We start from the raw sequence: 20,589 nt of genomic DNA, 5'->3' as shown, positions 1-20,589 counted from the left end.
AATGCGGCAAAAAATGCGATGAAAGAAAAGAGGCGGATATCCCGCCTCTTTTCATTTATGTTTCGTGAAAAGCTGCAATCACGACCGAAGCTTTTCGGTAAGCGTACGACTTGTCACTGCGTTACAAAATGCGCAGGAACTTCACCTTGCCAGGGTTTTCTCAGCTGGCTGTTGCTTCTTTCCCGCAACAGCTTTGTTTATTCCCTTTCAGGAGAACGCCATGGGCATTCTGAGTAATATTTTCAGCAAGATTTTTCCTTCTTCCCATCCCACCCAGAATGACGCCGCCAATACCACCGCGCCTGCATCGAATACCGGTGTTGTCGCCGGGCAGGTGACACCGTTAGTTGACGTGGAGTCCTTCCTGAACGACATGGCAGAAAAGAATCCGCAGAAGCTGAACTGGCAGACATCTATTGTCGATCTGATGAAACTGCTTGATCTGGACAGCAGTCTGGCAGCACGCAAGGAACTGGCAAAGGAGTTGCTGTATCAGGGTGATACGAACGATTCAGCGACGATGAATATCTGGCTGCACAAACAAGTCATGACCAAGGTGGCTGAAAATGGCGGCAAGGTTCCGGACGAGTTGAAGCACTAAAGAGGGATTGTGTCGGGCAATAAAAAAGAGGCGCTGTTGCGCCTCTTTTTTATTGGATGGATTTCAGAGCGTCAATGCCTCAGATGGCAGAGCGCATCTCATCAATCATTCTGTTCAGCGTGTGGGTGTCTGCACAGAACAGACGGATGCCTTCCGCCAGTTTTTCCGTCGCCATGGCGCTCTCGTTCAACTGAAAGCGAAAATCCTTTTCCGAGGTCCGCGGAGGAGGGCTCGCTTGCTCTTGCGTCGCTTCGCGGGTCAGCTTGCGTGTCACCGGCTCGTCGCTTTCGGTGAGTTTTTTCAACAGATCGGGGCTGATGGTCAGCAGGTCGCAACCCGCCAGTTCAATGATCTGTGATGTATTGCGGAAGCTGGCGCCCATCACTTCAGTCTTGTAACCGAAATGGCTGTAGTAGTCGTAAATGCTGCGCACCGACTGCACGCCAGGATCGTCGGCGCCGGTGAATTCCGTGCCTTCTGCCTTTTTGTACCAGTCGTAGATGCGGCCGACAAAGGGTGAAATCAGGCGGACATTGGCTTCTGCGCAAGCGATTGCCTGCGGTAGTGAAAACAGCAAGGTCATATTGCAGCGAATGCCTTCGCGTTCCAGTACTTCGGCCGCGCGGATGCCTTCCCAGGTGGAGGCGATCTTGATCAGGATACGTTCTCTGGGGATGCGGGCACGGCCATACAGATCGATGAGCTTGCGGCCTTTGTCGATGGTGGCTTGCGTATCGAACGACAAGCCGGCATCGACTTCAGTAGAAACGCGGCCAGGAACGATCTTCAGAATTTCTGCGCCGAAAGCCACCAGCAGGTGGTCCATGATCTCATGCTGATTCCAGCGGTTGTCGTGCACGGCCTTTTCCAGCAGTGGCTTGTATTCGTCTTTCTTCACCGCTTTCAGGATCAGCGAAGGATTGGTGGTCGCGTCACGCGGTGCAAATGCCCTCATGGATTCGAAATCGCCGGTGTCGGCAACGACGGTGGTGTACTGCTTGAGCTGTTCTAACTGGTTCATGGCAAGCGATCTCTTGTGAATGGGTCAAATGACATTTTACGTAAGTTTTTGAGTGCTATCGCTTTTTCGGCAGCGGTGCACCGATGGCGTTCAGCGATTCCAGATACGCGCCGAGAGGATGATAAAAGTCAGTCTTGCCGTGCGGCGGCTTTTCCGGGCCGTAGCGCGTGTTGTCGCGTTGCAGGATGCGATACCAGCCGCCGCGCTCCTGATCGATCAGATGCTGCATGCTGTACTGCCAGAGCTGGTCGTAGACTTCCCAGTAGATTGCTTCGCCGGTGCGCTGTGCCAGCAGGGCGGCGGTGGCCAGCGATTCAGCCTGCACCCAGAAATACTTGTCGCCGTCGCACACGCTGTTGTCGGGTGCAATGCCGTAGAACAGGCCGCCGTTTTCCTCATCCCAGGCGACGGGGATGGTCACGTCGAACAAGGCGCGTGCGCGCGGCGCCAGCCAGCTGGCGTCGTCTTGCAGATGTTCCGCATGGCGTTCGAGGATCAGCAGCAGTTTGGACCATTCCGTCATGTGGCCGGGCTGGTAACCCCAGGGGCGGAACATGTTGGTGTTGTCGTGGCGGTTGTATTCCCAGTCGATCTTCCAGTCGGCGGTGTAGTGTTCCCAGATCCAGCCGTTGGCAAGCGCAGCCTGGCGTACGGTGATGTTGCGTGCCAGGCGTTCCGCGCGATGCAGGAAGCGGATATCGCCGGTGGCTTCATAGGCAGCCAACAGGGCTTCGCAGCTGTGCATGTTGGCGTTCTGGCCACGGTAGGATGACACCACGCCTTCGGGCGTTGCTTCATCTGCGTAGAGGCCATGCTGTTCGGACCAGAACAGCTTTTCCATATGATCGAAGGTCGCGTCGATGTGCGTGCGTGCTTCTTCTACACCGATGTCGTAGGCATGCGCATAGGCCAGCAGCACGAACGCCAGGCCGTAGCAATGTTGTGTACGGTCTGCCGGCACGCCGTCCTTGAGTACCCAGGCATAGCCGCCGTAGCTTGGCTGCCAGTGTTGTTCCTGCAAAAACTTCAGGCCGTGGCGCACTGCATCGCGATGTGCTTCCTTGCTGGTAGCGCGGTACGCCAGCGCATGGCAAAACACCATACGCGTGCTGTTGACCAGATGGCGGCTGTTGTCGTAAACGCTGCCGTCGTCATTAAGGTAGTGGAAGAAGCCACCGGCCGGATCGAACGCGTGTTTTGTGAAGAAATCGATATCGCGTTGCAGGCGCTGGTGCAGGAAGGCCGGCGTGCGGAAGGATGCTGTCGGTGTTGTTGGTGTTGTTGGTGTCGTTGCTGATGTCATGGGCAAAACTCAACGAATGGTTGCGGATGATTATGTATGGAGGGAAAAATGCTGCCCTCCAGCGTAAAGGAAAGACCCGATCAGCGGAAGAAGGAGTCGAACTGCATGTCGAATTTTTGCAGAGATTTTTGCGCGTTCTGCATCTTCTTGCGGAATTCCGGGCCGCGTCGCAGCGCCAGGCCAACCGCCAGAATATCGATCACTACCAGATGCGCCAGACGCGCTGAAATCGGCGTGTAAGGATCGATGTTGAAGCTCAGGTCAATCGGCACCAGTACGGTTGCCAGTTCCGCCAGCGGCGTGCCGCTCGGCCCCAGCACGATGATGTCGGCGCCGCCTTTGCGCGCCAGCTGTACGCTGCGCAGCAAGGCCGCATTGCCGCCGCGCTGAGAGATCGCCACAACCGCGTCGCCGGGTTTGAGCAGCGATGCCGCGATGCTGTGGATATGTGGGTCCGAGTAAGCCACGGTCGGCACGCCCGAGCGGAAGAACTTGTGCTGGGCGTCGTTGGCGACGATGCCGGAAGTGCCCTGGCCGTAGAACTCGATCTTGCTGGCGCGCGTCAGGACGTCGAGCGCCAGTTGGATGGCGTCCGGATCGAGATGGTTGCGCAAATCGAGCAGGGTGTTGATCGAACGGCTGCAGATCTTGTTGACCAGGTCGACGGCAAGGTCGTCCTGTCCCAGCGACTCGTTGGCGCCGGGCAGGGCAAGCGCCAGGCTTTGCGCCAGCTTGAGTTTGAAGTCATGCCAGCCTTCGTAGCCGATGGCGCGGCAAAAGCGGATCACGGTCGGCTCCGACACTTCTGCATTCTTGGCCAGCGCAGTCAGGTTCTCTTGCAGCGCAAGTTGCGGATTGGCGAGGATGGCAGCCGCGACCTTCTTCTCCGATTTGGAGAGCGAATTGATGTGAGTGCGGATGGAGTCGAGTAGCATGGAGCTGTTGTTCAGTCTTTAAATTAAACTTCTGGCAGCGCTTCTTCACGCCATTGCAAACCGTCGCGGCCGATCAGCGCGCTTGCCGCTGCAGGGCCCCAGGTGCCGGCGCTGTAGGGAATCGGATCGCTTTCTTCCTGATCCCAATGTTCGAGGATGGGTTCAACCCATTCCCACGCCGCTTCCAGTTCGTCGCTGCGCATGAACAGCGTCAGCTGGCCGCGCAATACGTCCAGCAGCAGGCGTTCATACGCTTCCATGCGCGGCGTCTTGAATTTCTCGCGGAAATCCAGTTCCAGTTCAACCGGCTTCAGGCGCATGCCATCGCCAGGCGTCTTGGCCATCAGGTTCATATGCAAACCCTCGTCCGGTTGCAGACGGATCACCAGACAGTTTGGTGTGGCGTTGCTCTGTGCGAAGATCGAATGCGGCACGCTCTTGAAGCGCACCACGATTTCAGCCAGGCTGTCGGCCATGCGCTTGCCGGTACGCAGATAGAACGGCACGCCGGCCCAGCGCCAGGTATCGATTTCCGCTTTGACGGCGACAAAGGTCTCGGTACGCGAATCCGGATTGGCGTCTTCTTCCTTGCGGTAGCCGGGCACCGCCACGCCATTGACGTGGCCGGCGCGGTATTGACCGCGTACGACGTTCATTGCCAGCGTAGCTGGTGTGAAGCGTTTGAGGGAGCGCAGGACTTTCAGTTTTTCATCGCGTACGGAGTCGGCCGAGTTGGATACCGGCGGTTCCATGGCGACGATACACAGTAGTTGCAGCAAGTGATTTTGCAGCATGTCGCGCAGCGCGCCGGACGTGTCGTAGTAGTCGAAACGTCCACCCACGCCGAGTTCTTCGGCGATGGTGATTTGTACATCGGAGATCCATTCACGGCGCCACAACGGCTCGAACAGTACGTTGCCGAAGCGCAGCGCCAGCAGATTTTGCACCGCTTCTTTTCCGAGATAGTGATCGATACGGAAGATCTGCGATTCGCTGAAGTAGCGGCCGACTTGCGCATTGATGTCTTTGGCGCTTTCCAGATCATGGCCCAGAGGCTTCTCAAGCACCACGCGTGCGTTTGGCGTTGCCAGACCGGCTTGCGACAGGTTGTCGCAGATCATGGAGAACAAGGTCGGCGGCGTCGCCAGATAAAACACGTGCGAGATCGCCGGGTCGTTGCGCAGGGCGGCGACCAGATTCTGATACGTTGCGGGTTCTTTTGCGTTCAGCGACACATACTGGATGCGGCCGCAAAAGCGTTGCCAGACATCGGCATCCATGGTTGCGCTGCTGATATGCGGTTTGGAGTTTTGCTCGACGATCTGCAAAAATTCTTCATTGGTCTTGTTGTCACGGCCAATACAGATGATGCGTGCACTTGGAACCAGATCGCGTGCACGATCCCGTGCATACAGCGCAGGCAGCAGTTTGCGCATCGCCAGATCACCGGTGCCGCCGAATAAAACCAGGTCAAAATCAGAAATAGCCATAGCAGTCTTCTTGTCTCAGTCAGTTGTTCGGTAAATAGTAAATCGTGGGTCAGATACGCTTGCCGCTTCAGGACAGCGCTTGCTTGGCCAGCGCGATCAGGGCGTTGGTCGAGCAATCGTGGCGTGCCGGTACGGCTTCGCCGGAGAGTTCGGACTGGATGGTCTTGGCCAATACCTTGCCCAATTCCACACCCCATTGATCGAAGCTGTTAATGCCCCAGATCGTGCCTTGCACGAAGGTCTTGTGCTCATACAGGGCGATCAGCGCACCCAGCGTTGCCGGCGTCAATTCTTCGAGCAGCAGCGTGTTGCTCGGACGATTGCCGTTGAAGGTTTTGTGTGGCAACAGGAAATTGATTTCGTCCTCGTCGACGCCTTGCTTGCGCAGATCTTCGCGCACTTCTTCCGCTTGTTTGCCGCGCATGAAGGCTTCCGATTGCGCAAAGCAATTCGCCAGCAGCACGGCATGGTGACCGGGCAGGTCGTGGGTTGGTTTGAGTACGGCGATGAAGTCGATCGGCGTGATGTCAGTGCCCTGATGCAGCAACTGGAAGAATGCGTGCTGGCCGTTGGTACCGACATCGCCCCAGATGAATGGGCAGGTTGCCACGCCGACAGCCGTGCCGTCGCGGGTGATGCGCTTGCCGTTGCTCTCCATCTCCAGCTGTTGGAGGTAAGCCGGGAAGTGGCGCAGATCGTGATGATACGGCGCAATCGACAGCGATTCGCTGTTGAAGCAGTTACGGTTCCAGATGCCGATCAGCGCTTGGATGACCGGCATATTCTGATCCAGCGGCGCCTCGCAGAAATGCTTGTCCATCGCATGTGCGCCGGCCAGCAGGTCGCTGAAGTTCTTGAAGCCGATCGCCAGCGCAATCGACAGTCCGATGGACGACCACATCGAGTAGCGTCCGCCAACCCAGTCCCAGAACGGAAACATGTTCTCAGGATCGATACCGAACGCGCGAACGGCGTCGGTGTTGGTCGATACCGCGACGAAATGCTTGGCCAGATCGGCTTCGCCTGCACGCTGGAGGAACCAGTTGCGCGCCGACGTGGCGTTCATCATGGTTTCCTGCGTGGTGAAAGTTTTGGAGGCGACGATGAACAATGTTGTATCGACGTCAACTTGTTGCAGCACTTCATCCAGATCGTGGCCATCGACGTTGGAGACGAAATGCATGGCCAGGCGCGGATGGGCAAAAGTGCGCAATGCCGTGCAGGCCATTTGCGGCCCCAGATGCGAGCCGCCGATGCCGATATTGACGATGTCGGTGATTGGCTTGCCGCTGCGGCCCAGCCACTGGCCGTCGCGCACGCGCTCGACAAAGCCGTGAATGCGATCCAAAACGGCATGAACGTCCTCGCCGATGTGCTGTCCATCTACTTGCAGGCTTTGGCCGCGCGGTGCGCGCAGCGCCGTGTGCAGTACGGCACGGTGTTCTGTGAAATTGATCTTGTCGCCGCTGAACATGGCAGCGCGCTGCGTTTCTACACCGCGTTCACGCGCCAGCTCAAACAATAACTTGAGCGTAGTATTGTCGACGCGGTTCTTGGAATAATCGAACAGGATGCCGGCGGCCTTCACGGTCATATGATCGAAGCGTTTGGCATCGGCGGCGAACAGGTCGCGCATGTGCCGGTCGCGGACATCGGCGTGGTGAGACAAAAGTGCTTGGAAGGCTGCGGTCGCGGTGAGTGCTGTGTGCGGCATGTTCTGCAATCTTGGCTAGAGTGGGGTGGGTCGGGAGAATCTTTACTATACATGAATTACTACTTTTATGGTAATTTCACTACAATATGGTTTGCCTCATTTACACGTGAAATTGCCTTGTAACGTAGTTGTCATAGGTTGGTAAGAAAAATAAGCAATTGGTTTCATTTGTAGTGCGCCTCAACAAAACAAGTAAAAGACGGAGTTTTATTTAAAGTTTTGTAGTAAAATTACATTTGTTAACGCTATCAGGAACCCAACATGTCTCTCAACGCTACCTTAGCCAGCGTCACACGACGCATCGCCGAACGTAGTCGGCCTTATCGAACTGCCTATCTGGCGCGCCTCGATGCTGCGCGTCATGAAGGGGTGCAACGTGGTGCGCTGTCCTGTACCAATCTTGCGCACGGTTTCGCCGCATTCCCTGCCAACGACAAACTGAAACTGAAACAGGATCGCGCTCCGTCGGTGGCGATCGTCTCGTCTTACAACGACATGTTGTCGGCGCATCAACCTTTTGAACGTTTCCCGCAGATCATCAAGGACGCCATTCGCGAAGAGGGCGGTGTAGCGCAATTCGCCGGTGGCGTGCCGGCCATGTGCGACGGTATTACGCAGGGCCAGACAGGCATGGAGCTGTCGCTGTTCTCGCGCGACGCCATCGCCATGGGCACCGCCGTAGCGCTGTCACACAATATGTTCGACGCAGCTCTTTATCTGGGCGTGTGCGACAAGATTGTTCCTGGTCTGTTGATCGGCGCTTTGCACTTCGGCCACATTCCTGCCGTGTTTGTTCCCGCTGGCCCGATGACCAGCGGCATGAGCAACAGCGAAAAGGTCAAAATTCGCCAGCTTTACACCGAAGGCAAGATCGGCCGCGCCGAATTGCTCGAGGCCGAATCCAAGTCCTATCACGATGCCGGCACGTGCACCTTCTACGGCACCGCCAACAGCAACCAGATGTTGATGGAAGCCATGGGCTTGCATCTGCCGGGTGCCGCTTTCATCACGCCAAATACACCGATGCGCGACGTGTTGACCGCCGCCGCCGCCAAGCAGGCGCTGAAGATCACGGCGCAAGGCCAGCAATACACGCCGGTCGGTCGCCTGGTCGATGAAAAATCCATCGTCAACGCCATCGTTGCTTTGCTGGCAACGGGCGGCTCCACCAACCACACGCTGCATCTGGTCGCCATCGCCAAGGCTGCCGGTCTGATCGTTGACTGGGATGATTTCTCCAAACTGTCGTCGGTGGTTCCGCTGGTCACACGCATTTATCCGAACGGCACTGCCGACGTGAATCATTTCCATGCTGCCGGCGGCACCGGTTTCGTATTGCGTGAGCTGATCGATGCCGGGTTGATGCACGATGACGTCATGACCATTCTGGGGCAGAGCCTGCGAGCACATTGCACCGAGCCGTTGATGGAAGATGGCAAGGTCACCTGGAAGGCGACGCCGAAGGATAGCGGCGACGACACCGTGCTGCGTCCGGCGACCAACCCATTCTCCGCCGACGGCGGTCTCAAGCTCTTGCAAGGCAATCTGGGCCGCTCGGTCATCAAGGTTTCCGCCGTCAAGCACGAGCACCGTGCCGTACAGGCGCCGGCGATCGTGTTTCACTCGCAGGAAGCTTTCATGAAGGCCTTCAAGGCCGGCGAACTCGACAAGGATTTCGTTGCGGTACTGACCTTTCAGGGGCCGCGCGCCAACGGCATGCCGGAACTGCACGCCCTGACACCAGCACTGGGTATCCTGCAAGACAAGGGGCGTCACGTCGCATTGGTGACCGATGGTCGCATGTCGGGTGCATCCGGCAAGGTGCCGGCGGCGATCCATGTGACGCCGGAAGTATTGGCAGGCGGACCGTTGGGTTTTGTGCGTACAGGCGATATGATTCGTCTGGACGCCGAAGCCGGCATCCTGGAAGCTCTGGTCTCGGAAGCCGAATGGGCTGCCCGTACATCGGATACCGCCGATCTGACGGGCAACCAGACCGGCATGGGCCGTGAATTGTTCAGTGTCTTCCGCGCCAACGTGAGCGCGGCAGAAGAGGGTGGCACAAGTTTCGGCCTGCCGCCAGTTTTGGAAAATGAGAAAGTGACAGTATGAATATTTTAGAAATCATGCGTACTTCGGCGGTCATCCCTGTGATCGCCATCGATAAGCTGGAGCACGCCGTGCCGCTGGCCAAGGCGCTGGTCGCAGGCGGCATCCGTGTGCTGGAAGTGACGCTGCGCACTGAGCATGGTCTGCCTGCAATCCGCGCGATTGCCGAGCAAGTACCCGGCGCCATCGTCGGTGTCGGCACCTTGACCAGCCCGGAAGAATTTGCCGCCTCGCGTGATGCAGGCGCGGTGTTCGGCGTCTCGCCGGGCCTGACAGCTGCGTTGATCGCGGCTGCCAAATCCAGCGGCCTGCCGTTGCTGCCGGGCGTGATGACGCCGTCGGAAGTGATGGCCGCGCGCGAAGCCGGTTTCCGCCAATTGAAGCTGTTCCCGGCGGTACCTGCGGGCGGTGTCGGCATGCTCAACGCGATCGCCGGTCCTCTGGCCGATGTGACCTTCTGCCCAACAGGCGGCATCTCGCAAGAAACCGCGCCACAATTTTTGGCCTGCAAGAACGTCGCCTGCGTCGGTGGTTCGTGGTTGACGCCGAAGGGCGCCATTGAAGCCGGTGACTGGGACAAGATTACGGCGCTGGCCAAAGCTGCCAGCGCGCTGCGTTCTTAAACCAGAGCGGACAAGTTGCACGGCTTCTCATCGGAAGCAGTGCCGCAGCATCAACATGGAAGCACATGCATCGACTATCCGATGCATGTGCTTTTTTGTTTTGTGCGACGTAAAAACACGACAGGCAAACAAACTGTAAGATTTCCGGGAATCGAACGACCAAAAAGTAGGCAGCATCCAGCAAGCTTCACACCATGTTCATCCAGGCAACCAAGGGAAACACCATGAAAATCCTCAAAACACTCGCCGTCTTTCTACTCCTGCAAGCTGGCGTCGCCAGTACCGTTTTTGCTGCCGGCCAGCATTACGCACAGGCGCAGTTCGATGCGCTCAACAAGAGCGGCAAGCCGGTCGTCGTCCACGTCCACGCGGACTGGTGTCCGACCTGCCGGGCGCAGGATCCCATCGTCTCCGCGCTGATCAAGGATCCGGCGTTCAAGAACGTCAGTTTCCTTGAAGTCGATTTTGACGCGCAGAAAGATGTCGTCAAGGCTTTTAATGTCACACAGCAAAGCACGCTGATCGTCTTCAAGGGAGGCAAGGAAGTGGGGCGTTCCACCGGTGACACTCGCAAGGCATCCATCGACAGCCTGATCAACAAGGCGCTCTGATCGCGGGCTGAAAGCAAGCATCATGGAATTCGGCATTGCCTCTTACTTCATTGCCCTGGCGGCAGGCGTACTGTCGACCTTGTCGCCTTGCGTGTTGCCGTTGTTGCCGGTGATTATCGGCTCGGCCGTTCATGAACATCGTTACGGGCCGTTTGCCGTCGCGGTCGGCATGTCGGCTTCGTTCGCCATCGTCGGTACCGTGCTGGCAAGCGCTGGCGCACGCCTTGGTGTGGGACAAGGCGACTTTCAGCTGGTGGCTGCGATCGTCCTGATCCTGATCGGCGTCGTGCTGCTGTCAAAGAAATTGCAGGAGCGTTTCGCCGTCGCTACTTCAGGTGCAAGCGGTGCGGGCAGCAAGATATTGTCCACGCTGAATATCGGCGGATTGCGCGGGCAGTTTTTGGTGGGTTTGCTGCTCGGACTGATTTGGAGTCCTTGTGTCGGCCCGACGCTGGGCGCGGCGATTACGCTCGCCAGTCAGGGGCGCGACTTGCCGCAGATCATCGCGATGATGGCGGTGTTCGGGTTGGGAGCGGGTTTGCCGATCGCCTTGCTGGGGATGCTGTCACGTCAGGCGATGCTGAAGATGCGTGGCAGGCTGCAAGGCGCCGGTTCGTGGGGGAAGATCGTGCTGGGCGTGTTGTTCATCGCCATCGGTGTACTCATCCTGACGGGATGGGACAAGTCAGTGGAAGTTTTCCTGCTTGACCATTCACCTGAATGGCTCACGGCGCTGACGACGTCGCTTTAGCGCGGCGACAACGTTGCCGCCGCCCAACCGGCTATTCAGGCAGGCGAGATCGCTGCACTCTTCTTCTTGTACGCGATAATCAACAGCACGATACCGAGCACGATCATCGGTACAGACAGCATCTGCCCGGCCGAGATGGTGACGCCGCCGAAGCTGACGTTGTAATCCGGTGTACGGAAGTATTCGGTAAAGAAGCGGGCACAACCGTACAGCATCGAGAACATGCCGGCCACCGCCATGCGCGGACGAGGCTTGCGGGCGAAGAACCAAAGGATGATGAACAGCAGGATGCCGTCCACCAGCATCTGATAAATCGGCGAAGGATGACGCGGCAGGTTGTCGACGTTAGGCCAGATCATTGCCCATGGCAGCGACGGATCGGCGAGGCGGCCCGGCAGTTCGGCGTTGATGAAGTTGCCGAGACGGCCGGCGGCATAGCCGAGCGGCACCATCGGCGCGATGAAGTCCATGATGTCCATCAGATGACGGCCGCGCTTGCGGCCCCAGATGGTCATTGCAATCATCACGCCGAGAAAGCCGCCATGAAAGGACATGCCGCCTTTCCACACCGCGATGATGTCGGCAGGATTGGCGAAGTAGTAGCTCGGGTTGTAGAACAGCACTTCGCCCAGACGACCACCGATCACCACCCCCAGCACTCCATAGAAGAGCATGTCGTCGAGGTCTTCCTTCTTCCAGCCGACGGCGGCGATGTGGGGTTGCTTGATGCGCAGGCGGCCCAGCGCGATGAACTGGGCGAACGCCAGCAAATACATCAGGCCGTACCAGTGCACCTGCAGCGGGCCGATGGAAAAGGCGATCGGGTTGGGCATCGGGTGAATCAGCATGAGAACTCTTTCAGAACGAATGTTAGGGGTTGCGGCAACTATAGCAACCGCGGCAACGACGGTAGCGTCACGTTGCCGGCGGTGTCGCCACCATGTCGAGAAACGCGCGCAACACCGGGGAAGCGCTGTCGCGCCGCCAGGCCAAGCCGGTTTCGATCAGCGGCACCTTGCCGGTCAGCGGGCGATAATCGACGCCGGGACGCTGCAAGTTAGACACGGATTGTGGCACAAGTGCCATACCCATGCCAGCCGACACCAGGCCGACGATGGTTTGCATCTGAATCGCTTCTTGCCCGATATCCGGCGTCACGCCTGCGTCACGGAAGCAGCTCAGGATGGTGTCATGGAACGCAGGAGAAATGCGGCGCGGGAAGATGATCAGCGGCAGTTCGCGAATGCTTTTGAGCGCAATCGCATTCTTGCCGCGCACCACGCCGCTCGGAATCGCCGCCACCAGCGGTTCTGACAGCAGCGGCAGATAATCGAGCGCGCTCTGCGCTTTGTCCGGCAGGGGTGGCAACAGAAGCCCTGCGTCGATCTTGCCTTGCATCAGGTCTTCCAGCTGGACGTCTGTGGTCGCTTCCCGCAGATCGATCTGAACTTGCGGATAGCGTGCCCGAAATTGTTGCAGCAACGGCGGCAAAATACTGTAATCCGCAGTGGAAATGAACGATAGTGAAAGCAGACCTGACGCACCGCTGGCGGCACGCCGTGCCAGATCCGGCAGCGCGCTGGCTTGCTGCAGAAGGCGCTGCGCTTCCGGCAGCAAGGCCATCCCGGCCGGCGTCAGGGCGACGCTGCGTTTGGTGCGTGCAAACAATGGCGTGCCCAGCATTTCCTCCAGTGCCTGTATGGTTTGCGACAACGGCGGCTGGGTCATGTGCAAGCGGATGGCGGCACGGCCAAAGTGTTTTTCTTCGGCAACGGCAACGAAGTAGCGCAACTGGCGCAACTCCAATCTGGAATCTGCACTCATAGGTAATCCGTCTTAATCGATGACGAATCATATATTTGACAGAAGGCATTGCGCAAGGCAATCTATCCCGCAGCCAAAACCGCGTCCACGCAGTCGATGGACTGGTTCATGCCAGCTTTGCTTCTGGTGTGGACCGCATGGGATTCCATGAACTCACCAGGAGACAAGCATGCCATTCAATCGCCGTTCAAAGAATATTACGCAAGGTGTTTCGCGTAGTCCGAACCGCTCGATGTATTACGCATTGGGCTATGAAAAGGAAGACTTCGACAAGCCGATGATCGGCGTCGCCAACGGCCATTCCACCATCACACCGTGCAACTCGGGTCTGCAAAAACTGGCCGATGTGGCGATTTCGGCCATCAAGCAGGCTGGCGCCAACCCGCAGGTATTCGGTACGCCGACCATCTCCGACGGGATGTCGATGGGTACCGAAGGCATGAAGTACTCGCTGATTTCACGCGAAGTCATCGCAGACTGTATCGAAACCGCCGTCAACGGCCAATGGATGGACGGCGTCGTCGTCATCGGCGGCTGCGACAAGAATATGCCGGGAGGCATGATCGCACTGGCGCGCACCAATGTGCCGGGCATCTATGTCTACGGCGGCACCATCAAGCCGGGCAACTGGAAGGGCAAGGATCTCACCATCGTCTCGGCCTTCGAAGCCGTCGGCGAGTTCTCCGCTGGCCGCATGTCGCAGGAAGACTTCGACGGCATTGAGCGTAATGCCTGTCCGTCGTCGGGTTCCTGCGGCGGGATGTACACCGCCAATACCATGTCATCGGCGTTTGAGGCGCTGGGGATGGGCTTGTTCTACTCCTCGACCATGGCCAATCCGGATGACGAAAAAACCGGTTCCGCCGCCGAGTCGGCACGCGTGCTGGTCGAGGCCGTCAAGAAGGACATCAAGCCGCGCGACATCATCACCCGCAAGTCCATTGAAAATGCCGTATCGCTGATCATGGCAACGGGTGGTTCCACCAACGCCGTATTGCACTTCCTGGCGATTGCCCATGCAGCGGAAGTGGAGTGGACCATCGATGACTTCGAGCGCGTTCGCCAGAAAGTGCCGGTCATCTGCGACCTCAAGCCATCGGGCAAATATGTCGCTACCGACCTGCACAAGGCCGGTGGCATTCCTGCCGTGCTGAAGGTGCTGCATCAAGCCGGCATGCTGCATGGCGATTGCCTGACCATCACCGGCAAGACCCTCGCTGAAGAACTGGAAAATATCCCCGATCTGCGCGCTGATCAGGACGTCATTCGTCCTATCGATAAGGCGTTGTACAAGCAAGGCCATCTGGCTATCCTCAAGGGCAATCTGGCCCCTGAAGGCTGCGTCGCCAAGATCACCGGTCTCAAGAACCCTGTCATCACCGGCCCGGCGCGCGTGTTCGAAGACGAATACAGTGCCATGGATGCCATCCTCGCCGACAAGATCAAACCGGGCGATGTTCTCGTGATGCGTTATCTGGGACCGAAAGGCGGGCCTGGCATGCCGGAAATGCTGGCGCCGACTTCGGCCTTGATCGGTAAGGGCCTGGGCGAATCCGTCGGCCTGATCACCGATGGCCGTTTCTCGGGCGGCACCTGGGGCATGGTGGTCGGTCACGTCGCGCCGGAAGCCTTCGTCGGCGGCGTCATCGGCTTGGTGGAAGAGGGCGACTCGGTCACCATCGATGCCCGTCAATTGCTGATCCAGCTCAACGTCGACGATGCAGAAATCGCCCGCCGCCGTGCCAACTGGAAGCAACCTGCGCCACGTTATACCCGCGGCGTGCTGGCCAAATATGCCGCGCTGGCGTCGACGGCAAGCAAGGGCGCCGTCACAGGCTGACCTGTGTATTCAACCGTAGCCTGATCGCCATAAAAAGCCGGAGTGATCCGGCTTTTTATGGCCACGCATCGTCGTAAATATTGCAGTAAATACCACCGTAAATGCATCTCACTTTTATCTCGGGAATGCCTCTGCGGAAACATGATGTTTATATGCGCCAGCGCATACAAGCGACCTCGCAAAGAGTTGTAGAATACGCAGAACTTCTTGGAGGGTAACAATGAAACAGTATTTATTCATCGCCTCGGCTGCGTTGGCATTCGGCTTCTCTGCCCAGGCTTTCGCGCAGGCTGCGCCAGCCGATCTGGCCAAGTCCAAAAATTGCATGGCCTGTCACTCCGTCCAGACCAAGATCGTCGGTCCGGCGTTCAAGGATGTGGCGGCAAAGTACAAAGGCCAGAAAGACGCCGAAGACAAACTGACGCAGAAAGTACTGAAGGGTGGTTCCGGAGTCTGGGGTGCTATCCCGATGCCGGCCAATGCGCAGGTTTCCGAAGCGGAAGCCCGTACGCTGGTGAAGTGGGTGCTGACGCAGAAGTAATCGTACGAAAGCACCTTGCAGCACAATTGAAAAAGCGCTCATTGAGCGCTTTTTTGTTGCCTGTATTCGTTCGGATAATAAAAAACGCGCCTGACTTTCATCAGACGCGTTCTTCATGGTGAGGCGGAAGCTTACTTGACCACAGCCAGCAGGGTACGTTCACCCTTCTTGTATGTGTACAGAGTCAGCGAACCGTTCTTGATGTCGCCATGGGAGTCGAAGGCGATCGTGCCTGTCACACCCTTGTGGCTGATCTTTGCCAGTTCAGGCAGATACTTGGCTGGTTCAGCCGAGTTTGCCTTCTTCATTGCGTCAGCAACAGTCATTGTCGCGTCATAAGCGTAAGCAGCGTTATAGACGACGTCGATGCCGAATTTCTTCTTGTACGCTGCGCGGAAGTCGTCCATGCCCTTCTTGCCGGACTCATCCACACCGCCTGCTTCAGCGCAAACGACTTGGTCATCGATCAGGCCATCGCCGGCCAGACCTGGCAGGGAGCCGGTGCAGATACCGTCGCCGCCCATGAACTTGGCATTGATGCCCAGTTGCTTCATCTGACGCAGCATTGGGCCGCCGACAGCATCCATACCGCCGAAGAACACGACTTCAGGCTTCTTGGCCTTGATCGAAGTCAGGATCGCGTTGAAGTCGGTTGCCTTGTCGTTGGTGAATTGCTTACCGACGATCGTTGCACCCGCACCTTGTGCGCCCTTGGCGAATTCTTCAGCAACGCCCTGGCCGTATGCAGTACGGTCATCGATCACCGCGACGTTCTTGGTCTTCAGTGCGGTCACAGCGTATTTACCCAGCACGGCGCCCAGTTGAGCATCGTTGGCGACAACGCGGAATGCTGTCTTGAAGCCTTGTTGTGTGTACTTAGGATTGGTCGCCGATGGCGACACTTGTGGAATGCCTGCATCGTTATAAATCTTGGAAGCAGGGATGGTGGTGCCGGAATTCAAGTGACCGATAACGGCAGCAACTTTCTGGTCGACCAGCTTGGTCGCGACGGCAGTTGCTTGCTTCGGATCGGACGCGTCGTCTTCACCAACCAGTTCGAATTTGACTTTTTTGCCGCCGATGGTGAAACCCTTGGCGTTCAGTTCGTCGATCGCCATACGGGCGCCATTTTCATTGTCCTTGCCCATGTGAGCGTTAGGACCGGAGAGAGGGCCGACGTGAGCGATCTTGATGACTTCTTGCGAATAAGCTGAGCCAGCGAAAGCCAATGCGATTGCGCCAGTAATAATTGTGCTCTTGAGTTTCATAAATTCCCTCTGTAGATTGAAATAGACTACGCTTGCTATGACACTGATTTGCGACTGGTGAAAGTCGAGCCGATGCGCATCTTTTGGGTTCTCCTCCGAAGCGACCGGTCTCCCGATTTTGCAACAGCCCATTTTTGCTTATTCAGAGACGTCGTATGGACAACGCTTTATAGACCTGTATTCAGCTCTATTTCACAGACTATAAAACACACTGTACTATTCAACGTCGGTTTCCGAATAATGCAGACGGTACAACATAAGAAACGGCTTGCAAAGGCTTTTTGAGTGCCTGACTGAAAAAAATTGAACTTTCGTTTTTATGCCCAAATACCATACGCTCGATAAGGTCGACCGCAAGCTCCTGAACTTGCTGCAGAAAGACAATCAGATTCCGACCCGTATCCTGGCGGAGAAATTGCACATCTCGCAACCGACCTGCCTGCGCCGCATTCGCGAGCTGCGCGAAGCCGGCATCATCAACGCCGAAGTGGCGATGGTCGACCCCTTTGCGCTTGGCTACGGCATGCTGGCCTTCCTTGAAATCTCGCTCAACAATCAATCCGACGAGCACATGCAGGAGTTCGAGCAGCGCATGGCCAAAGAGGCCGAGGTGATGCAGTGCTATTTCGTGTCGGGCGAATATGACTATTTTCTGGCGGTGCATGTGATCGATATGGATGCGTACTATCAGTTTGTGCGTCGTGTCATTTCCGGCTCCGGCAACGTTCGCCACTTCCAATCGCGTTTTCCGATGAAGCGCGCCAAATTCGCCACACGGATCACGTTCGACGAAAAGGCTGCTGAAATTCAGGTGCGTGTGCCGGAGTAGGGCAAAGCAACAAGAAGGCTTATTAGCACTTTCTGTGCCTGCTTTCGCATGCGAATCGGATCCAATCATCCGAATTGCTCTTTCCCTTGCCGGCTCTGCCTATCTCCGCGTATCTCCGCCTATTTTTCAGGCGTCCGCATCGAGATAAAATTTGCAGACGCCATGTCGTCTGTGCTAACTTTGCGCCTGCCAGCGACGATACGGTGCAGCAACGCAGACGATGCACCAAATCCAATCGTCGTAGCCTATCGGCTGCAGCTAATCTTTCAGCACGCTGAAGATGTTCTGACTAAGCCGAACCCGCAGAAACAAGCTGACACCGGCCAAAACATCGCCACCGTCGGCTAACCAACGAAGCAAACTCAATCGGGGCAACCAGTCAATCAATTGGTTGGCCCGGCAAGAGGGCTCATCCATTCCACGTATCGACGTATTGCCGCAGAGAGGGCAAACATCGAGCGTCCAATCCGAAAACTGGTCCGGTCATTGCCGCAAGCCAGTCATACATCGTCAACAACGCCGCCAGTCGGCCTGCCTTAAAGGGGAATACAACGCATGCATGCTGTTGAACTGTTTATCCAAGACCTTGCCGTGATCATGCTGATCGCCGGCGTCGTCACCGTCGTGTTCAACCGCTTCAAGCAACCGGTGGTGCTCGGCTATATCGTGGCCGGTGTCATCATCGGCCCGCACACGCCGCCATTCAATCTGATCCAGGACGACAAGACCGTCCACATCTTGTCCGAGCTGGGTGTGATCTTTCTGCTGTTTTCGCTGGGGCTGGAGTTCAGTCTCAAGAAGCTCGCCAAAGTTGGCGCGACAGCGGTCGTCGCAGCCGTCGCCGAGATCATGCTGATGATCTGGATCGGATACGAGATCGGCATCTATTTTGGCTGGAAGACCATGGACGCGGTCTTCCTCGGCGCCATGCTGGCCGTATCGTCCACTACGATCATCGTCAAGGCGCTCAATGAGCTGGGGATGAAGAACGAGAAGTTTGCCCAGATCATCTTCGGTATCCTGATCGTCGAAGATATCCTTGCCATCGGCATGATTGCCTTGTTGTCCGGTATCGCTACCAGCGGCTCGGTCGACTCCGGCGAAGTGGTCAACACCGTCGGCAAGCTGCTGCTGTTCATGATCGTGTCGCTGGTGGTCGGCATCCTCGTTGTACCGCGCCTGCTCAATTATGTCGCGCGCTTCAAGAGCAATGAGATGTTGCTGGTCACCGTGCTGGGCATCCTGTTCGGCTTCTGCCTGCTGGTGATGAAGCTGCAATACAGCGTTGCGCTGGGTGCCTTCCTGGTCGGTGCGGTCATGGCCGAGTCGCGCCAGATCCATCGCATTGAACGGTTGATCGAATCGATCCGTGACATGTTCAGCGCTATCTTCTTCGTTGCCATCGGCTTGTTGTTTGATCCAAACGTGCTGGCGCAATACTGGTTGCCGATTCTCGTGATCACGCTGGCAGTGGTGTTCGGCAAACTGTTCAGCTGCGGCATCGGTACCTTCCTGGCCGGCCATGGCGGCCGCACGCCAATGCGCGTGGGTATGGGGCTGGCGCAGATCGGCGAGTTCTCTTTCATCATCGCCGCGCTCGGCGTGAGCCTGAAGGTGACCAGCGATTTCCTCTATCCGATCGTGGTGGCGGTATCGGCAGTGACCGCGCTGCTGACGCCTTATCTGATCAAGGCAGCGGATCCCTTGTCGAGCAAAGCAGTCTCATTGGTGCCGAAAAAAATCTCCGGTATCCTCGGCATGTATTCCGGCTGGCTGGAAAGCCTGCAGCCGCAAGGGGAGCGGGCAGAGATCAGCAAAATCATCCGGCGCATCTTGTTGCAGGTGCTGGTGAACATCGCGCTGGTGGTAGCAATTTTCCTGGCCGGCGCGTTTTTCGTGGACGGCATCAGCCGCTGGCTGTCGGCCTGGATCAGTGACCGGCAAATCCACAAAGCCGTGATCTGGGGCGGTGCTCTGGTATTATCGCTGCCTTTCCTGATCGCAACTTACCGCAAACTGCAGGCGCTGGCGATGCTGCTGGCCGAGGTTGGCGTCAAGCCGGAATTCGCCGGCTCGTACACAACGGGCGCACGGCGCGTGATTGCCGAAGTGATACCGGTCATGTCGATTGTCGGTATCATGTTGCTGATCTTTGTCCTGAGCGCCAGCATCTTGCCGCCGCTCAACCTGCTGGTCTTCGTGCTGCTAGGGGCTGCGGGGTTGCTGTGGTTGTTGTGGAGCAAGCTGGTCAAGTTGCATTCCCGACTACAGATTGCCCTGTTCGAGACGCTGGACGAAAAGCCCGAGGATTCGCACTAGGGTCGCACCAGATTCGCACCAGATTCGCACTAAGCTTCATCCCGATTCGCTTTAACTTTTTTATTACTCTGTCATGACTCAAGACGAACTCAAACAAGCTGTAGCACGTGCTGCCATCGAATACGTGGTTGACGGTGAAATCATCGGCGTCGGCACCGGCTCTACAGCCAATTTCTTTATCGATGAACTTGCCAAGATCAAGGATCGCATCAAGGGTGCGGTGGCTTCTTCGGAAGCGACGGCCGAACGCCTGCGCGGTCACGGCATCAAGGTCTTCGACCTCAATGACGTGGAAACCATGCCGGTCTATATCGACGGCGCCGACGAAATCAACGCCGCAGGCGCGATGATCAAGGGCGGTGGCGCGGCACTGACACGCGAGAAGATCGTGGCGTCGGTGGCGCAGAAGTTTGTGTGTATCGCCGACGGTTCCAAGCTGGTAGACGTGCTGGGCAAGTTCCCGCTGCCGGTGGAAGTGATTCCGATGGCAAGCAGTGTCGCGGCACGCAAGTTGTCGGCACTGGGTTGTGAGGCAAAGCTGCGGATGAAGGATGGCAAGCCGCTCGTGACGGACAACGGTTGCTATATTCTGGATGCGGTGGGTTTGAGTATTACCGAGCCGGCGGAGATTGAAGCTGCGATCAACAATATCGTCGGTGTGGTGACGGTTGGCTTGTTTGCGCGTCAGGGTGCGAATGTCTGTTTGCTGGGGACGTCGGACGGTGTGAAGAAGCTGGAGTTCTGAGGACTTTCGTATTCTCCATGGATAAAAAAGCCGCCTCATTGGGCGGCTTTTTTGTGGCTGATGAC

At 57.2% G+C, this 20,589-nt stretch carries 18 protein-coding genes; 10 read left to right on the top strand and 8 right to left on the bottom strand.

Features of this window, described 5'->3' with window-relative positions:
- Nucleotides 1-220: 220 nt before the first annotated feature.
- Nucleotides 221-601 (top strand): DUF3597 domain-containing protein, encoded by a 381-nt coding sequence (locus hmeg3_RS17880; RefSeq protein WP_094564925.1) that lies wholly within the window; start codon nucleotides 221-223, stop codon nucleotides 599-601.
- A 79-nt stretch (nucleotides 602-680) separates the two neighbouring features.
- Here hmeg3_RS17880 and tal read toward each other — a convergent pair whose 3' ends face one another.
- The 5 genes from tal to pgi form a co-directional block, all read right to left on the bottom strand.
- Nucleotides 681-1,622, bottom strand: a complete 942-nt coding sequence (gene tal, locus hmeg3_RS17875; protein WP_094564924.1) for a transaldolase — start codon at nucleotides 1,620-1,622, stop codon at nucleotides 681-683.
- 55 nt (nucleotides 1,623-1,677) lie between these two features.
- The gene (locus hmeg3_RS17870; protein ID WP_094564923.1) at nucleotides 1,678-2,925 is read right to left on the bottom strand and encodes an AGE family epimerase/isomerase; all 1,248 of its coding nucleotides are present in this window, start codon (nucleotides 2,923-2,925) and stop codon (nucleotides 1,678-1,680) included.
- Nucleotides 2,926-3,005: 80 nt separating this feature from the next.
- Nucleotides 3,006-3,860 carry an SIS domain-containing protein gene (locus tag hmeg3_RS17865; protein WP_050479436.1) on the bottom strand — a complete coding sequence of 285 codons (855 nt, stop codon included), beginning with the start codon at nucleotides 3,858-3,860 and terminating at the stop codon, nucleotides 3,006-3,008.
- A 23-nt stretch (nucleotides 3,861-3,883) separates the two neighbouring features.
- Nucleotides 3,884-5,350, bottom strand: coding sequence for a glucose-6-phosphate dehydrogenase (gene zwf, locus hmeg3_RS17860; RefSeq protein WP_094564922.1), 1,467 nt, complete (start codon nucleotides 5,348-5,350; stop codon nucleotides 3,884-3,886).
- 67 nt (nucleotides 5,351-5,417) lie between these two features.
- Nucleotides 5,418-7,064 (bottom strand): glucose-6-phosphate isomerase, encoded by a 1,647-nt coding sequence (pgi, locus tag hmeg3_RS17855; protein ID WP_094564921.1) that lies wholly within the window; start codon nucleotides 7,062-7,064, stop codon nucleotides 5,418-5,420.
- A gap of 261 nt (nucleotides 7,065-7,325) precedes the next feature.
- Between pgi and edd the strand changes: the two genes are divergently transcribed.
- From edd to hmeg3_RS17835, 4 genes are all read left to right on the top strand, one after another.
- A complete protein-coding gene (gene edd / locus hmeg3_RS17850) occupies nucleotides 7,326-9,176 on the top strand; it encodes a phosphogluconate dehydratase (protein WP_094564920.1) in 1,851 nt (616 codons plus the stop codon).
- Nucleotides 9,173-9,796: a bifunctional 4-hydroxy-2-oxoglutarate aldolase/2-dehydro-3-deoxy-phosphogluconate aldolase gene (locus hmeg3_RS17845; protein ID WP_094564919.1), complete on the top strand. Its 624-nt coding sequence runs from the start codon at nucleotides 9,173-9,175 to the stop codon at nucleotides 9,794-9,796. The genes edd and hmeg3_RS17845 overlap by 4 nt, the downstream gene beginning before the upstream one ends.
- A 224-nt stretch (nucleotides 9,797-10,020) precedes the next feature.
- Nucleotides 10,021-10,407 (top strand): thioredoxin family protein, encoded by a 387-nt coding sequence (locus hmeg3_RS17840; protein ID WP_094566429.1) that lies wholly within the window; start codon nucleotides 10,021-10,023, stop codon nucleotides 10,405-10,407.
- 22 nt (nucleotides 10,408-10,429) lie between these two features.
- On the top strand, nucleotides 10,430-11,158 hold the full coding sequence (locus hmeg3_RS17835; RefSeq protein WP_094564918.1) for a cytochrome c biogenesis CcdA family protein: 729 nt from the start codon (nucleotides 10,430-10,432) through the stop codon (nucleotides 11,156-11,158).
- Nucleotides 11,159-11,193: 35 nt separating this feature from the next.
- Here hmeg3_RS17835 and lgt read toward each other — a convergent pair whose 3' ends face one another.
- On the bottom strand, nucleotides 11,194-12,006 hold the full coding sequence (gene lgt / locus hmeg3_RS17830) for a prolipoprotein diacylglyceryl transferase (RefSeq protein WP_094564917.1): 813 nt from the start codon (nucleotides 12,004-12,006) through the stop codon (nucleotides 11,194-11,196).
- Nucleotides 12,007-12,073: 67 nt separating this feature from the next.
- Nucleotides 12,074-12,982: a LysR substrate-binding domain-containing protein gene (locus tag hmeg3_RS17825; RefSeq protein WP_094564916.1), complete on the bottom strand. Its 909-nt coding sequence runs from the start codon at nucleotides 12,980-12,982 to the stop codon at nucleotides 12,074-12,076.
- 169 nt (nucleotides 12,983-13,151) lie between these two features.
- Between hmeg3_RS17825 and ilvD the strand changes: the two genes are divergently transcribed.
- Complete coding sequence (gene ilvD / locus hmeg3_RS17820) at nucleotides 13,152-14,822, top strand: dihydroxy-acid dehydratase (RefSeq protein ID WP_094564915.1); 1,671 nt, start codon at nucleotides 13,152-13,154, stop codon at nucleotides 14,820-14,822.
- Nucleotides 14,823-15,042: 220 nt separating this feature from the next.
- Nucleotides 15,043-15,363, top strand: coding sequence for a c-type cytochrome (locus tag hmeg3_RS17815; RefSeq protein ID WP_094564914.1), 321 nt, complete (start codon nucleotides 15,043-15,045; stop codon nucleotides 15,361-15,363).
- Between the two features lie 131 nt (nucleotides 15,364-15,494).
- Here hmeg3_RS17815 and hmeg3_RS17810 read toward each other — a convergent pair whose 3' ends face one another.
- On the bottom strand, nucleotides 15,495-16,631 hold the full coding sequence (locus hmeg3_RS17810) for a branched-chain amino acid ABC transporter substrate-binding protein (protein WP_094564913.1): 1,137 nt from the start codon (nucleotides 16,629-16,631) through the stop codon (nucleotides 15,495-15,497).
- Between the two features lie 319 nt (nucleotides 16,632-16,950).
- Between hmeg3_RS17810 and hmeg3_RS17805 the strand changes: the two genes are divergently transcribed.
- The 3 genes from hmeg3_RS17805 to rpiA all read left to right on the top strand — a co-directional run bounded on the left by hmeg3_RS17805 (nucleotide 16,951) and on the right by rpiA (nucleotide 20,524).
- Nucleotides 16,951-17,460, top strand: a complete 510-nt coding sequence (locus hmeg3_RS17805) for an Lrp/AsnC family transcriptional regulator (RefSeq protein ID WP_007876291.1) — start codon at nucleotides 16,951-16,953, stop codon at nucleotides 17,458-17,460.
- Between the two features lie 555 nt (nucleotides 17,461-18,015).
- The gene (locus hmeg3_RS17795) at nucleotides 18,016-19,779 is read left to right on the top strand and encodes a cation:proton antiporter (protein ID WP_094564911.1); all 1,764 of its coding nucleotides are present in this window, start codon (nucleotides 18,016-18,018) and stop codon (nucleotides 19,777-19,779) included.
- A gap of 73 nt (nucleotides 19,780-19,852) precedes the next feature.
- A complete protein-coding gene (rpiA, locus tag hmeg3_RS17790) occupies nucleotides 19,853-20,524 on the top strand; it encodes a ribose-5-phosphate isomerase RpiA (RefSeq protein WP_094564910.1) in 672 nt (223 codons plus the stop codon).
- Nucleotides 20,525-20,589 lie beyond the last annotated feature (65 nt).

It is taken from the genome of Herbaspirillum sp. meg3, assembly GCF_002257565.1.
In the GTDB taxonomy this organism is placed as follows: domain Bacteria; phylum Pseudomonadota; class Gammaproteobacteria; order Burkholderiales; family Burkholderiaceae_D; genus Herbaspirillum.
This window is presented reverse-complemented; position numbering and strand designations above follow the sequence as displayed.

What these genes read in the sequence shown, in the direction of transcription:
- hmeg3_RS17880 (WP_094564925.1), top strand. Translation starts at nt 221, where the DNA reads ATGGGCATTCTGAGTAATATTTTCAGCAAGATTTTTCCTTCTTCCCAT.
- tal (WP_094564924.1), bottom strand. Translation starts at nt 1,622, where the DNA reads ATGAACCAGTTAGAACAGCTCAAGCAGTACACCACCGTCGTTGCCGAC.
- hmeg3_RS17870 (WP_094564923.1), bottom strand. Translation starts at nt 2,925, where the DNA reads ATGACATCAGCAACGACACCAACAACACCAACAACACCGACAGCATCC.
- hmeg3_RS17865 (WP_050479436.1), bottom strand. Translation starts at nt 3,860, where the DNA reads ATGCTACTCGACTCCATCCGCACTCACATCAATTCGCTCTCCAAATCG.
- zwf (WP_094564922.1), bottom strand. Translation starts at nt 5,350, where the DNA reads ATGGCTATTTCTGATTTTGACCTGGTTTTATTCGGCGGCACCGGTGAT.
- pgi (WP_094564921.1), bottom strand. Translation starts at nt 7,064, where the DNA reads ATGCCGCACACAGCACTCACCGCGACCGCAGCCTTCCAAGCACTTTTG.
- edd (WP_094564920.1), top strand. Translation starts at nt 7,326, where the DNA reads ATGTCTCTCAACGCTACCTTAGCCAGCGTCACACGACGCATCGCCGAA.
- hmeg3_RS17845 (WP_094564919.1), top strand. Translation starts at nt 9,173, where the DNA reads ATGAATATTTTAGAAATCATGCGTACTTCGGCGGTCATCCCTGTGATC.
- hmeg3_RS17840 (WP_094566429.1), top strand. Translation starts at nt 10,021, where the DNA reads ATGAAAATCCTCAAAACACTCGCCGTCTTTCTACTCCTGCAAGCTGGC.
- hmeg3_RS17835 (WP_094564918.1), top strand. Translation starts at nt 10,430, where the DNA reads ATGGAATTCGGCATTGCCTCTTACTTCATTGCCCTGGCGGCAGGCGTA.
- lgt (WP_094564917.1), bottom strand. Translation starts at nt 12,006, where the DNA reads ATGCTGATTCACCCGATGCCCAACCCGATCGCCTTTTCCATCGGCCCG.
- hmeg3_RS17825 (WP_094564916.1), bottom strand. Translation starts at nt 12,982, where the DNA reads ATGAGTGCAGATTCCAGATTGGAGTTGCGCCAGTTGCGCTACTTCGTT.
- ilvD (WP_094564915.1), top strand. Translation starts at nt 13,152, where the DNA reads ATGCCATTCAATCGCCGTTCAAAGAATATTACGCAAGGTGTTTCGCGT.
- hmeg3_RS17815 (WP_094564914.1), top strand. Translation starts at nt 15,043, where the DNA reads ATGAAACAGTATTTATTCATCGCCTCGGCTGCGTTGGCATTCGGCTTC.
- hmeg3_RS17810 (WP_094564913.1), bottom strand. Translation starts at nt 16,631, where the DNA reads ATGAAACTCAAGAGCACAATTATTACTGGCGCAATCGCATTGGCTTTC.
- hmeg3_RS17805 (WP_007876291.1), top strand. Translation starts at nt 16,951, where the DNA reads ATGCCCAAATACCATACGCTCGATAAGGTCGACCGCAAGCTCCTGAAC.
- hmeg3_RS17795 (WP_094564911.1), top strand. Translation starts at nt 18,016, where the DNA reads ATGCATGCTGTTGAACTGTTTATCCAAGACCTTGCCGTGATCATGCTG.
- rpiA (WP_094564910.1), top strand. Translation starts at nt 19,853, where the DNA reads ATGACTCAAGACGAACTCAAACAAGCTGTAGCACGTGCTGCCATCGAA.